Origin of the sequence: Streptomyces reniochalinae (genome assembly GCF_003323735.1) — a bacterium.
Taxonomy (GTDB): Bacteria; Actinomycetota; Actinomycetes; order Streptomycetales; family Streptomycetaceae; genus Streptomyces; species Streptomyces reniochalinae.
The window spans coordinates 32,199-44,945 of the sequence record NZ_QOIM01000026.1 but is presented as its reverse complement, the minus strand read 5'-3'; the positions used below and the strand labels follow the sequence as shown (position 1 = coordinate 44,945).

The window sequence follows — 12,747 nt, the reverse complement described above, 5'->3', positions numbered from 1 at the left end:
GAAGCGGCTGTCCCGGGCCCCGCGCGGTGGGGGCCCGGCGCCCGCGGTGGCGGGCGGCGCGGAAGGTCAGCCGGTGGCGCCGCCGGAGGTCAGGGCGGCGGCGACCTTCACGACGCGCTCGGCCTGGATACGGGCGGCGGTACGCGTGGTGTCGTCGACCGGGTTGTTGCCCTGCGCGTCGACGTGGGAGGTGCCGTAGGGGTTGCCGTCACCGAACTTGGCCGGGTCCGTGTAACCGGGGGCGACGAGGATGCCGCCGAAGTGGTGCACCGTGTTGTAGAGGGCCAGCAGGGTCGACTCCTGGCCGCCGTGGCTGGTGGCGGACGAGGTGAAGCCGCTGTAGACCTTGTCGGCCAGCTTGCCCTCGGCCCACAGGCCGCCCAGCGTGTCGATGAACTGCTTCAGCTGCGAGGCGACGTTGCCGTAGCGGGTCGGCGTGCCGAAGACGACGGCGTCGGCCCACACCATGTCCTCCGGGGCGGCGAGAGGTATGTCGGCAGTGGCGGCGGCGTTCGCGGCCCACGCCGGGTTGGAGTCGATGGCCTCCTGCGGGGCGAGCTCGGCGGCTCGGCGCAGCCGGACCTCGGCGCCGGCCTGCTCCGCTGTGCGCGCGATCTCCTTGGCGATCTCGGCGATGGTGCCGGTGGCCGAGTAGTAGATGACGGCGAGCTTCGTCGGGGTGCTCACGGTGTTGTCTCCCATTCCCTCGGTGTCGTCCGTACGGCCGCCGCGGAGCCGGCGCCCGGGGTGGCGGGTGGGCTGCGGAACGGCGCCCGTAACTGGTTGAAGGTTAAACCATAACGGTGGACGGGAGGGAACGCCCTGGCAGGCGCGGGGTCCGGGCCGCGCCGGCCGGACCCCGCGCCCTTCACCCCGCCGGTTGCGCCGTCTCCTGCTGTTCGGCCGCCGCCGCGGGGACGGTCAGGATGGTGCGCTCCGGTATGTGGCCGGTGTCCCGGCGGGTCACCAGCCAGTAGAGGACGGCGGGGACGGCCAGGCCGACGAGCCAGGAGATGTCGGCACCGCCGAGCGGGTCCACCAGCGGCCCGGTGTAGAAGTGGGTGGCGAGGAAGGGGAACTGCGCGACGAGCCCGACGGCGTAGACGGTCAGGGCCTTCCACCGCCAGGCGCCGTAGCGGCCGTGCGGATCGCTGAGCGCGGGCAGGTCGTAGCGCTCCTTGGCGATCACGTAGTAGTCGACGAGGTTGATGGCCGACCAAGGCGTGAACGCGGTGAGCAGGAAGAGCAGGAAGTCCTTGAAGGACGTCAGGAAGCTGTCCTTCCCCAGCAGCGCCACCGCCGTGCCCGCGACCATGATTCCGGCGATGTAGCAGGCCCGGGCGCGCGGCCCCAGCTGCCGTTGGCCGCGGAAACCGCTGACGCCCGTCACCACGGACATGAAGCCGCCGTAGGTGTTGAGGACGTTGATCGTCAGCTTGCCCAGCGCGATGACGAAGTACAGGAACGAGACGACCACGCCGGCCCCGCCCAGCCCCACCACGTAACCCACCTCGTTGCCGACGAAGCCGGACCCGGCCGCCGCCGCGGCCAGCGCCCCGAACGTCATGGACCACTGCGAGCCCAGCGCCGAACCGCCGAGCGTCCACCAGAACGTGGCCCGCGCCGAGGTGGAACGCGGCAGGTAGCGCGAGTAGTCGGCGACGTACGGGCCGAAGGCCAGCTGCCAGGAGGCCGCCAGGGAGATGGCCAGCAGGAAGAGCGGGAACGAGAAGGTGCGGTCGGCCAGCAGGTCGGTCAGCTCGGCGCGCTGGAGCAGCCGGATGCCCAGGTAGACGAAGGTGGCCGCGCACACCAGGCCCGCGATCCTGCCCAGCGCGTGGATCACCCGGTACCCGACGGCGGCGGCCACGGCCGTGATGAGCGCGAACAGGACGATGCCGGGAGTCTCCCCGAGGTGCGTCAGCTCGCCGACCGCCTGGCCCGCCAGGACGCTGCCGCTGGCGAAGAAGCCGATGTACATCACGATGACCAGCGCGAGCGGCACCGCCGCGCCCCGGACTCCGAACTGGGCGCGGCTGGAGATCATCTGCGGCAGGCCCAGCCGGGGGCCCTGCGCGGAGTGCAGTGCCATCACCGCGCCGCCCAGCAGGTTGCCGATCAGCAGGCCGAGTATCGCCCAGAACGCCTGTACGCCGAAGACGACGGCGAGGGCGCCCGTCACGACGGCGGTGATCTGGAGGTTGGCGCCCAGCCAGAGCGTGAACTGACTGAAGGCCGTGCCGTACCGCTCCGCGTCCGGGACGACATCGATCGAGCGCCGCTCCACCACACCGGCCATTGCGTCGCACCTTCCCTTCGCCGGACTGCATGAATGTATTCATGCTGAGGGTCACGTGAATGGACGTCAATACATCGGTGTGACTTCTGTGTGAGAAGTGATGTCTGTGGTGCTTGTGGTGTCTGTGGCTCGTGTGACTCTTTGGGTGCTGGGTGCTGGGTGCTGGGTGCTGGGTGCTGGGTGCTGGGTGCTGGGTGCTGGGTGGTGCCGTGGGGCGACATGCCCACGCAGGGCCCTCCTGTGTCCAGGGCATGGCCGGGTTGTGTCCAAGGGATGCTCACCGCCACGGAGGGCCCGTAGGGTGTGAAGCGCCGTCCCGGCAGCTCCCCCCGTGGCTGCCGGGACGGCTTCGTACACCTCCCGGACACGTCACCCGGGAACGCGGAAGAGGGCGCACCCGTCCGGGTGCGCCCTCTTCGTCTGCCGATGGACCTCGCCTGGCCCGCCCCGCCTCAGCCGTTGAGTTCGGCGTGCGGCGAGAACGCCGTCACCTGGAGGCGGCCGTTGTCCACCCATGCCGGGAGCTTCAGCGTCTTGTGAGCGGTGTTGGCGGGCGGTGTGACCTGGAGGTAGGAGGCGTGACGGGCCTCGGAAGTGCCGGTGTTGGCGTGCGTCCACGACACGACGGCCTCCGCGCTCTCGCCGTCGTCGAGCGTGAGCGTCTCCTTACCGGGGTCCTGCGCGTACCAGGTGCTGCCCCACTCCGCGGTCGAACTCAGCGTCCGGTGCTCGGAGTCCTCCAGGCCCAGCCCCGCGTATCCGCGCAGTGCGCAGCTGTGTCCGCTGGTGTTCTTCAGCTCGAGAACCACTCCCTCGTGGTTCATCCCGCCGCCCAGCTTCTGCCCGAACGAGGCGGTCAGCCCCGAGGTGGTGCAGGTCGGTGTGGTGCTCCGCGCCTCCGCCGCCTGCGCCGATCCGGCCCCGGCGATCCCGACGCCTGCGGTCGCGAGGAGGGCCAGGCCCGCCCCCGCGGCGCGCCTGGCCACCCGCCCCCGTGCGGTGCTGGTGCTGTGCTCAGTCATGCGGTCCGTCCCCTCTCTGTCTCTACAGGGCGCTTCCTGCGTCCACAGAGTGGGATGTGCGCACGGAGTGAAAAGTTCACCGCAAAGGTCCCTCTTTTTCTACGCTCCCTCCGACCGGGACCGTAATGCGCTGGTGTCCGAGCCGCCGGTGTCGGGCTGCGGCTGGACGGGAGGCACCGGGTCGGGAGCCGGACCGGGCTCGGGCCCCGGAGTGGGCGGCTGCGGGTGCGGCGGCACCGGGTCGGGGCCCGGCGGTGGTGGCTTCGGCGGCACCGGGTCCGGTCCCGGCGGAGGCGCGGGGCCCGGAGCGGGGCCGGGTTCCGGGGCGGGCGGACCCGGCCCGGGGCCGGGGTTCGGCGGCGTGGGGTCCGGGTGCGACGGCCGCACGGGGCCGTGCGGCCCGCCCGGCCCGTACGGTTCCTGTGGTGCCTGCGGTTCTCGCGGGGGTTCGTGTGGCTGAGACATGACGTGGAAAAGATGCGTCGGGAGCAGGTCACGCCGCACGGTTCTGGCCGGGCCGGCGGCGTCGGGGCCCGGTCGAAGCCGGTGGCCACGGCTCGGCCTTCACACAGCTTGCGCGACTGCACGGGTATCCACGGCCCCTGATCGCGAAACGCCTGGCCCGAGCCGCTGCGGCGCGGGCCGCTGCCCCGCGGGAAGGGCGGGAACGCCCCCGGCGGCCCGCCTGCCGGCGCCACCCTGCGCGGCGGTCACCGCTCCGAGTAGGCGGCGAGGCCCGACAGGGACGAGGCGAGCCCGGAGGCGTGGTCCGTCGTCATCGGCCGAGGGGCGTCGCCATCGGCCGAGGGGCCGCCGATCGAGCCGTGGGGGCTGTCACCTCCGATACCGCCGGGCCACCGCCGCGAAGGCCTCCTTGGGTTCCCACTCCATGTCGGGGTAGGTGCGGCCCCGGCGTCCTTCGAGGGGTTTGACGATGCCCAGACTTGCCCGGTCCAGATCGTCCCTGGGGTCGCCGTCGGGGCGGTGCGGATAGTCGGCGAGGGCGAACAGGAACACGAAGGCGCTGTCCACGCCCTCGGTCTCGAAGATCTCCAGCAGTTCGCTCAGGTAGGCGGCCTGGCCGGCCTCGTCGCGCTCGTACACGTCGTTCAGGCGTACCGGAGCTCTGGTGTCCGGGTCGTGCTCGACCACCTCCAGCACCCGCCCGCCTCTGTCTCCCGCGCCGCGGTAGGCCGCTGTGCCGAATCCGGTGAGGGCGAGCGGTTTCGGGCCGCGGGCCAGGGTGCGCACCGCGTCGCGGAATCCGTCGGCGACCTCGGCGGAGCGGATCAACTCGAACGTCATGAAGTCGAAGGGGGCCCAGTCGACCTGCTCGAACTGGATGGCCGCGTAGGTCAGTCCGCCTCCGAAGCGCTCGCGCACCGTGGCGGCGGCGTCGCGGAGGAACGCGTTCACGCGTACGCCGAGTTGGCGCAGGGCTTCGGGCCGCTGCTCGGGGTGTCGCATGAGTTGCCCGACCCGCTCCTCCGGGCTCTCGCCGGGGAGGAACCCGCGGTTCATCACGCTCAGCTCCACCCCCGCGACGAACACGACCGCGGCCCCTTCGCGTCGCAGCCGTTCCGCCCGCTCCGCGCAGTCCCTGAAGAGCGCGAGGATGCGGTCGGGGTCCAGCTCCAGCGGGTAGGGCGAGAACCAGACCTCCAGGCCGAGCTCGGCGGCGGCGCCGGCCGCCAGCTGAAGCCGCTCCGGATCGCCGCCGATGACCTGGACCGCGTCGCAGTGCAGATCGTCGCGGATGAGGGCGAGTTCACGCCGGACGACCTCAGGGTCGAAGTGTTCGCGGGACGTCTGGCCGTGCACGACGAATCCCGTGTCGTAGGTCATTCCTCTTGCTCGCATGCGCTGTCCTCCCTGTCGCTCCCGGGCGGGCCGAGGTCGCCGCCGCTCCTGGGTGGCGTCGAGACTGACAAGAAAAATGCGCGCACGCAAGTTTGCGTATGCGCAAGTTTGCGTGTACGCATATCCGTGTGGAACGCTGACGCCCGTGACGACACCACCCCCAGGGCTGCGGGAGAGGAAGAAGCGAGCCACGCGGGAAGCGCTGCGTGAGGCGGCTCTGCGCCTGGCCGTGGAGCACGGACCCGACCAGGTGCGAGTCGAGGACATCGCGGAGGCGGCAGGGGTCTCGCCCCGCACCTACAACAACTACTTCGCCAGCCGCGAGCAGGCGATCGTCGCCGCCGTCACCGCGGACCGGGAGACGCGGATCGCGGCGGCGGTTGCGGCACGGCCCGCAGGAGTGCGACTGGCCGATGCCGTCACCGAGGCGGTGATCGAGCAGTACACGAACGCCGGTGAGCGCGAGCGCGAGGCGCTGCTGCTGATCGCCACCGGGACCGCGCTGCGCGAGGCGTTCCTCGACGCCGCCACCGGGATCGAGCCCCCTCTCACGGCGGTGTTCGCCGAACGTCTCGCCGACACCGGAGCGCAAACAGCCCGCGTCCTCGCGGCGAGCGTCGCCGCGGCGGTGCGCATCGCGTTGGAGGGCTGGCTCCGGTCGGCCGGGGCCAGTGGGGCCGACGAGGCCGCTGGTGCCACCGGTGCCTGTGGGCCCGAGGGGGGCTCCGGTGCCGGCGGGCTGGTCGTGCCCTCCGGCTCGCTGCCCGGCCTGCTGCGCGCGGCGATGGCTCCGCTGGCACCCGCGTTCGACGCGGCGGAAGGCCGCGGCAGGCCGTGAAGTCCACCCGGGCCCCCGCACCCTCAGGGGCGCCCGAGGACGCCCCATGGGGCGGACTTGCGTACCGGACCCGCTACTCCCAGGTCGCGGTGTCCGGGTCGATGCCGTGGGCGCGCGCGCCGGCGTCGACCAGGCGGCGGAACCACGAGGCGAGACCGGTGCGGATGCCGTCGTAGTGGGCGGCGAAGCCCGGATCGGACTCGTACATGCGGCCGAGACAGACCTGCATCTGCCTGGTCAGCGGAAAGTACGAGGCGAAGACCTCCCGGTGCCGCTCGACGAGTCGATGCGCCTCCGGGCTGCCGGGTGTGACGCCGGCGTCCATCGCCTCCGCGAGGGCGCGGTCGAAGCCGGCGACGTCATCGGCGACGGCCTGCCATTCCTCCGGGCCGCGGGACGCCGACTGTTCGGCGTACTGCCGCCACTGCGTCGTATCCCCGTAGCGCCGGCGGGCCTGGGCAGGCCAGTCCGGATCCCACTGCGGGCCGAAGACCGCGGCCTGCTGATCGGGGGTGAGCAGCAGGCCGCGCTCGTGGGCGTCGATCATCCGATCCAGTCCGGCGCTGAGCCGCTGGAGGCGTTCGATCCGTTCGGCGACCCGGGTGCGCTGCGCGCGCAGGGCACCGGGCACGTCCGCCGAGTCGTCCAGCACGGCCCGGATCCGGTCCAGGCCGAGACCGATCTCGCGGTAGACGACGATGCGGTGGAGGCGCTCGAGGTCACCGGCGGTGTAGAGCCGGTATCCGGCAGCCGTGCGCAGTGAGGGCCGGGCCAGGCCGATCTCGTCCCAGTGGTGCAGCGCGCGGACCGTCACGCCCAGCCGCGCCGAGACCTGACCGACGGTCAGGCCGTCGACGTCGGTGGTATCAGGCATGCCTGCCATTGTCGCCGCGACCGGCGCCCGGCGGTTCGATCCCGACGGCTGCGAGGTGGCGCGCCTCCTGGCTGGACGGGTCGAAGGGCTTCGCCGCGGTGAAGACGATCCACGCCTTCTCCGGCGTGGTCACGACGACGTCGCGGGTGTTCCAGGGGGTGTCTCGTGGCCCTTCCACCGAGTCCGGGCGCAGCGCACGACAGGCCCCGACGACCGCATCGACCTGACCGAGCACGCAAGCGAAACTCAGGCTCGGCCCCGCCGGCTGTTCCGGGACGCTCGTCGTCGGGACGAGGAGGACGTCCTGGAACGCCCACCGGCGCAGATGCACGACTTGACTGGGGATGCTGAACAGGTCGACGAAGCCGAGTCCGCGGGTCCAGAAGTCCAGCGACTCCGCCAAGTCGCCCGTCGGGATCGTCGCGAAAGCGGGCATGCCGTAGATGCCGCGGAACGGCTCCGGAGGGACGGCGTCCGGGCCGGGAGCGGGTACGGGGCTCATCTCGAACGCGTTGTAGTAGTCGCTCATGGACCCCACCTTTCGGCCTCACGCGGCGTGAGGGTCAAGCCGAGTCCCACTCCGAGTCCGTGTCCTTGCCAGGGAGGCCGGGGCCGGGAGGGCCCGCAGCCGCACGGCTCTTGGGCGCCGCCGTGCTCTCCCGCACCAGCAGTTCGGGCAGCGGCACCCTGACGGTACGCGAGGGCGAGCCGTCCAGGAGACGGGTCAGCTCCCGCGCGGCGCCGCGCCCGAAGGCGACCGGGTCGCGGGCCAGCGCGGTCAGCCACGGGTGCACCATGCGGCAGAGCACGGAGTCCTCCCAGGAGACGATGGACAGGTCACCAGGGACCGCCAGACCCCGCTCGGCCGCGGCGGCCACTCCCGCGGCGGCCATCACGTCGTTGTCGTAGATGACCGCGGTCGGCGGCGTGTCCTCCTCGAGCAGCCGCCGGGTCATCGCCGCGCCCTCGGCATCCGAGTAGTCGGTCGTCAGGGACCTGGCACGCGGCAGGCCGCGCCGCCCGGCCTCGGCCCGCAAGGAGGCGATCCGGCGTTCGGTGTGCGCCAGCCCGGCAAGCCCCGCGACGTGCACGATGTCGCGGTGCCCCAGCTCGTACAGGTGGGAGACGACCGACGTCATGGCTTTCGCGTCGTCGGCGGAGACGGCGGAGAGGCGGTGCCGGGTCTGGGTGCCTCCGATGGCGACGGCGGGAAGCCCCAGCGACTCCAGGATCCCGGGCCGCGGGTCCGCCGAGCGCGGATCGACCAGCAGGACACCGTCGACGCGGTGCTCGGCCCACCAGTGGCGGTACATCGCGCACTCGGCCGTCACGTCCTCCACCACTTGGAAGAGCAGGCCGAGCCTGCGCTGCGCGAGCACCTGCTGGACGCCGGAGATGAGCTGGAGGAAGAACGATTCGACCCCGAGCATGCGCGCGGGGCGTGCCAGTACCAGGCCGATGGTGGCCGCGCCCTCTCCGGACAGCGCCCGGGCGGCGGTGCTGGGCCGCCAACCGACCTGCTCGGCCACCCGGCGCACCCGCGCGCGGGTGGTTTCCGACACCCCTGGGCGGCCGTTGAGCGCGAACGAGACGGCGCTCTCGGACACCCCTGACCGCCGTGCGATGTCCTTGATGGTCGGACGACGCCGCTGCGCCGGCACCTCGGAGCCGCCGACCGCTCCGGTCGCTTCCGGGCCTGCGCCCGTGCCGCTCGGGCTGCTTGCGTTTGTGCTGCTTCCGCCCGGGGTGTCACTCCCGCCCGTCGGGCCAGGGGAGGCGCCGATGCTCGTCGTGCCTGGGCCGTGGCCGTCGTCACTCGTGTCCCTGGCCTCAGGCGCGTTGCCCGTGCCTGACGGTCCGGAGGCGTGGGTACTGGCGCTCACCGCTGCCGTGGCTCCACCCTTCTCGGCGCCGTCCGCCGCGGGCGCGGGTCCGGCCTCTCGCGTATGGTCCGCCGCTGCCGCCGTCGCGTCCGCGCTCTCCGCCTCGACGGCTCCTTCCGTGTGCACCGCGTCCACGGAATCCACGTCAGCCCGCCCCTCGTCTCGCCTCGTCCCGGTTCCCCGACCGCCCCGGTCGTCCCGGCAGCCTCCCCGCGACGGCGTCGGTCGTTCCGGCGGCCTGCGGTCAATCCTGGCAGCAATCGCCCGCTGCTCGCAGCGTGCAGCCCGCCGCCAACGCCCCGTGGCCCGCCCGCACCCCGGTCCCACCACCGCGCCCGGGGGCGGCCCGTCCCTGGCGGACGGCGGCCGGAGGCCACAGCTAAACCGCTTAAGCACTCCCAAGCTAAAGCGCATTAGCTCACGAACGCAAGAGCGGCCCCGAGCCCCGGCACGCGTCACGGGCAGGGCGAAGGGCGCCTTTCCGGGGAGCTATTGACTTTCCCGTCGCGGCAATGCAGCTTATTTCTCGGCGCCGACGCCTGACATCGATGTCAGCGCCGTCCCGCCCGGAGCCCCCTGCCCACGCGTTCGCCGGACGCCGGCCGCTCCGCGGCGTGTTTCCGTCCTGCTCGAAGGAGAGCTGTTCGTCGTGCGCAAGTCCCGCGAAGCCGTGCGCAGTTCCCGCACAGCCGCCCTCGCCCTCGTGGGGGTCCTGGCCCTCTCCGCGTGCACTGTGGGGACACAGCAGGTGGACACCACGAGCGCCGAGGGCGAGGTGCGCGGGACGATCACTTTCCAGACCTGGAGCCTGCGGGCCGCCTACCGGGACTACTTCGAGAAACTGATCGACAAGTTCGAGAAGAGGTATCCGGGCACGCACGTGAAGTGGGTCGACCAGCCCGCGGAGGGCTACGCGGACAAGATCAGCGCGGATGCCGCGGGCGGCACCCTGCCCGACGTCGTGAACGTCTCACCCGATCTCGCCGCCCCGCTGGCGAAGGCCCACATGGCGCTCGATCTCGACAGCGCGGCCCCGCAGTACCGGGACGAGTACCTGCCGGCCGCGTGGAACAGCACGAAGATACCCGGCATGAAGGGCACCTACGCCTTCCCCTGGTATCTCAACACCGGGCCGCTCTTCTACAACAAGCGTCTCTTCGACAAGGCCGGCCTCGACCCGGACGATCCGCCGCGGACCTACGACGAACTCTTCGACGCCGCGCTGACGATGGCCGAGCGCAGTGACGGGAAGATCGCGACGTTGGCCAACGTGCCCACCATCGAGGACTTCGGGCGCTACGGCGTGCGGGTGATGAACCCCTCGGGCACCGCCTTCACCTTCGACGAGCCCAAGGGCGTCGAACTGCTGGAGCGCTACAAGAAGCTCTACCGGGCCGGGGCCCTGGACTCCCAGGCGTTCACCTCCACGCCCGAGCAGGCCGGGCGGAAGTTCATGCAGCAGTCGGTGGCGATGAACCCCGGCAGCGCCCTGGACCTGGACAAGTTCAAGAAGGACGCACCGAGTCTCTACGAGCACATCGGTATCACCGACGCGCCGAACAACACCGGGCATCCCAACATGTACGTGCAGGGTCTGATGGTGAACGCGGCGGGTGACAACAAGGCCACGTCCGTCGCCTTCGCGCACTTCGTGACGAACGCCGAGAACCAGAGGGCGTTCGCCCACGAGACCACCGTCTTCCCCAGCACCGAGGGGGCGCTGGACGAGAAGTTCTTCACCGAGCAGGACGGCACCGACAAGACGCGGGTGCGCGTCGCCTCCGCCAAGTCACTGGAGAAGGCCGTCAACTACACCCCGGTGCTGCTGAGCGACGACATGAAGACGGTCCTGCAAAACGCCGTCACCCGGGCGCTGCGTGGTGACGAATCGCCCGGGAAGGCGCTGCACCGCGCCGCCGAGGAATGCAACCGCCTGCTGAAACTCGGCTGAGACGCGGGATCCGGCCGCACAGCGGCCGGGCGCGGGACCGCGCCGCACCGCATCGCACAGGCGCGGACCGGCACGCGACGAGTTGAGCCGAGCCGATCGAAGGACCAGGAACCGGAATGACGTCAGCCACCCCCGCACCACCCGGGACAGCGCCCAAGGCGGCGCCCCGGCGCGTGCGCAGACACCTGCCCACCAGCCCGTGGCTGTTCCTCGCGCCCGGTCTGCTGGCCGTCACCGCCTTCAGCCTCGCTCCCTTCCTCCTCACCGTGGGGAATTCCTTCACGGACAACCGGACACTGGTGCCAGGATCCTTCGTCGGGTTCGCCAACTTCCGCCAGCTCGTGCACGACGAGATGTTCTGGACGGGGCTTGGCAACAGCTGTCTGTACGTGCTGGTGACCGTGCCGCTGCTGGTGCTGCTGCCGCTGCTGCTCGCGATGCTCGTGAGGCGGCACATCCCCGGTATCGCCTTCTTCCGGGCGGCCTTCTACACACCCGTCGTCGCCTCCGTCGTGGTCGTGGGGCTGATCTGGTCCTGGATGCTGGACGACCGCGGGCTGGTCAACGGCATTCTCGAGGCGCTGGGAGCGAGCCCGGTGGGCTTCCTCAGCGATGCGACGCTGATCCTGGTGAGCGCGATGCTGCTGACGGTCTGGAAGGGCCTCGGCTACTACATGATCATTTACCTGGCGGTGCTGAACAACGTGCCCAGGGAGCTCCACGAGGCCGCCGCCGTCGACGGCGCGGGGCCCGTACGCCGCTTCCTCAGCGTCACCGTCCCCGCCCTGCGCAGCACGATGGTGCTGGTCGCCGCGCTCTCCTCGGTCAGCGCCTTCAAGGTCTTCTCCGAGGTCTACCTCCTCGCGGGGGAGAACGGCGGCCCCGCGGGCGAGGACACCACGCTGGTGCAGCTCGTCCAGCAGGTCGGTACCGGACTCAACGGACGCGTGGGGTACGCCTCGGCGCTCTCCGTCGTCGTCTTCGTCATCACGCTCGGCCTGATGCTGCTGGTGCTGCGGGCCAACCGGAAGGAGGACGCGTAATGGGAGCCGTCACCGCGCATCCGGCGCCGCGCACAGGACCGGACGCCGAGGGAGCGGGTCGCGGCGGAGTGCGCCGCCCAGGCAGCCCCGGTCCCCGCCGGCTGCGGGGACCGGCGGGGGAGGACGGCAGACGGCCCCCCGGGTGGCAGACCGCGCTGCGCTACCTGCTGCTGCTGGTCGTGTTCGCCGTCATGGCCGGTCCCTTCCTGTGGCAGCTGTCCACCTCGCTCAAGGGGCCGGGCGAGGACATCTACAGCTATCCGCCGAAGCTGCTGCCCTCCGACGCCACTCTCGACAACTACGCCGGCGTCGCCGAGATCATCCCGGTGTGGGACTACGCGCTCAACTCCCTCACGGTGGCCGTCGGCAGCGTGGCGACCAACCTCGTCGGCGCTTCTCTGGCGGGCTACGCGCTCGCCCGGCTCCGCTTCCGCGGACGCGGGGTCGCCGTGGTCGTCTTCGTGATGGCGATGCTCGTCCCGCTCGAGAGCATCATCATCGCCCAGTTCACCATGGCGCGGGCGCTCCACCTGAACAACACCCTGCTCGGGGTGCTGCTGCCCGGCGCCGTCGGCGCCATGAACGTGCTGCTGATGCGCAACGCGTTCTCCCACCTGCCGTTCGAGGTGGAGGAAGCCGCCCTCGTGGACGGCGCCAACGTGTGGCAGCGGTTCGTGCGGATCGCGCTGCCGTCCGTCAAGGGCACGCTGGCCGTCGTGGCGATCTTCGCCTTCATGGCCGCCTGGGACGACTTCCTGTGGCCTCTGATCGTGCTCAGCGACCCCGCAAACTTCACCCTCACCGTGGGCCTCAACTACCTGCACGGCACCTTCGCCGACGACCAGCGGCTCGTGGCGGCCGGCACCATCATCGCCGTACTGCCGCTGATCGTGATGTTCGCCTGTCTCCAGCGCTACTTCTTCCGCGGCGTCGGTGAGGGCGCCGTCAAGGGTTGAGACGCCCGCACCGCGACAACG

11 protein-coding genes are annotated in these 12,747 nt (G+C 71.4%); 4 read left to right on the top strand and 7 right to left on the bottom strand.

Annotated elements, in window-relative coordinates; all coding sequences use genetic code 11:
• Positions 1-66: 66 nt before the first annotated feature.
• The 4 genes from wrbA to DQ392_RS07925 form a co-directional block, all read right to left on the bottom strand.
• Positions 67-687 (bottom strand): NAD(P)H:quinone oxidoreductase, encoded by a 621-nt coding sequence (gene wrbA / locus DQ392_RS07950; RefSeq protein ID WP_114015003.1) that lies wholly within the window; start codon positions 685-687, stop codon positions 67-69.
• 181 nt (positions 688-868) lie between these two features.
• Positions 869-2,299, bottom strand: coding sequence for a purine-cytosine permease family protein (locus DQ392_RS07945; RefSeq protein ID WP_114014808.1), 1,431 nt, complete (start codon positions 2,297-2,299; stop codon positions 869-871).
• Positions 2,300-2,751: 452 nt separating this feature from the next.
• The gene (locus DQ392_RS07935) at positions 2,752-3,321 is read right to left on the bottom strand and encodes a DUF4232 domain-containing protein (RefSeq protein WP_114014807.1); all 570 of its coding nucleotides are present in this window, start codon (positions 3,319-3,321) and stop codon (positions 2,752-2,754) included.
• Positions 3,322-4,155: 834 nt separating this feature from the next.
• Positions 4,156-5,181 carry a hypothetical protein gene (locus DQ392_RS07925; protein ID WP_245981255.1) on the bottom strand — a complete coding sequence of 342 codons (1,026 nt, stop codon included), beginning with the start codon at positions 5,179-5,181 and terminating at the stop codon, positions 4,156-4,158.
• A 145-nt stretch (positions 5,182-5,326) separates the two neighbouring features.
• On the opposite strand from DQ392_RS07925, the gene DQ392_RS07920 reads away from it, so the two are divergent.
• Entirely contained in the window at positions 5,327-6,019 is a 693-nt protein-coding gene (locus tag DQ392_RS07920) for a TetR/AcrR family transcriptional regulator (protein ID WP_220182599.1), read from the top strand.
• Positions 6,020-6,092: 73 nt separating this feature from the next.
• On the opposite strand, the gene DQ392_RS07915 is transcribed toward DQ392_RS07920, so the two are convergent.
• From DQ392_RS07915 to DQ392_RS35110, 3 genes are read right to left on the bottom strand one after another with little or no spacing between them, the layout of a single operon-like run.
• The gene (locus DQ392_RS07915; protein WP_181856326.1) at positions 6,093-6,893 is read right to left on the bottom strand and encodes a MerR family transcriptional regulator; all 801 of its coding nucleotides are present in this window, start codon (positions 6,891-6,893) and stop codon (positions 6,093-6,095) included.
• On the bottom strand, positions 6,886-7,422 hold the full coding sequence (locus DQ392_RS07910) for a VOC family protein (protein ID WP_114014803.1): 537 nt from the start codon (positions 7,420-7,422) through the stop codon (positions 6,886-6,888). The genes DQ392_RS07915 and DQ392_RS07910 overlap by 8 nt, the downstream gene beginning before the upstream one ends.
• A gap of 34 nt (positions 7,423-7,456) precedes the next feature.
• A complete protein-coding gene (locus DQ392_RS35110; protein ID WP_114015002.1) occupies positions 7,457-8,554 on the bottom strand; it encodes a LacI family DNA-binding transcriptional regulator in 1,098 nt (365 codons plus the stop codon).
• An 871-nt stretch (positions 8,555-9,425) separates the two neighbouring features.
• On the opposite strand from DQ392_RS35110, the gene DQ392_RS07900 reads away from it, so the two are divergent.
• From DQ392_RS07900 to DQ392_RS07890, 3 genes are all read left to right on the top strand, one after another.
• Positions 9,426-10,727: an ABC transporter substrate-binding protein gene (locus DQ392_RS07900; protein ID WP_425470501.1), complete on the top strand. Its 1,302-nt coding sequence runs from the start codon at positions 9,426-9,428 to the stop codon at positions 10,725-10,727.
• Between the two features lie 116 nt (positions 10,728-10,843).
• The gene (locus tag DQ392_RS07895) at positions 10,844-11,770 is read left to right on the top strand and encodes a carbohydrate ABC transporter permease (protein ID WP_114014802.1); all 927 of its coding nucleotides are present in this window, start codon (positions 10,844-10,846) and stop codon (positions 11,768-11,770) included.
• The gene (locus tag DQ392_RS07890; protein WP_114014801.1) at positions 11,770-12,726 is read left to right on the top strand and encodes a carbohydrate ABC transporter permease; all 957 of its coding nucleotides are present in this window, start codon (positions 11,770-11,772) and stop codon (positions 12,724-12,726) included. The genes DQ392_RS07895 and DQ392_RS07890 overlap by 1 nt, the downstream gene beginning before the upstream one ends.
• Positions 12,727-12,747 lie beyond the last annotated feature (21 nt).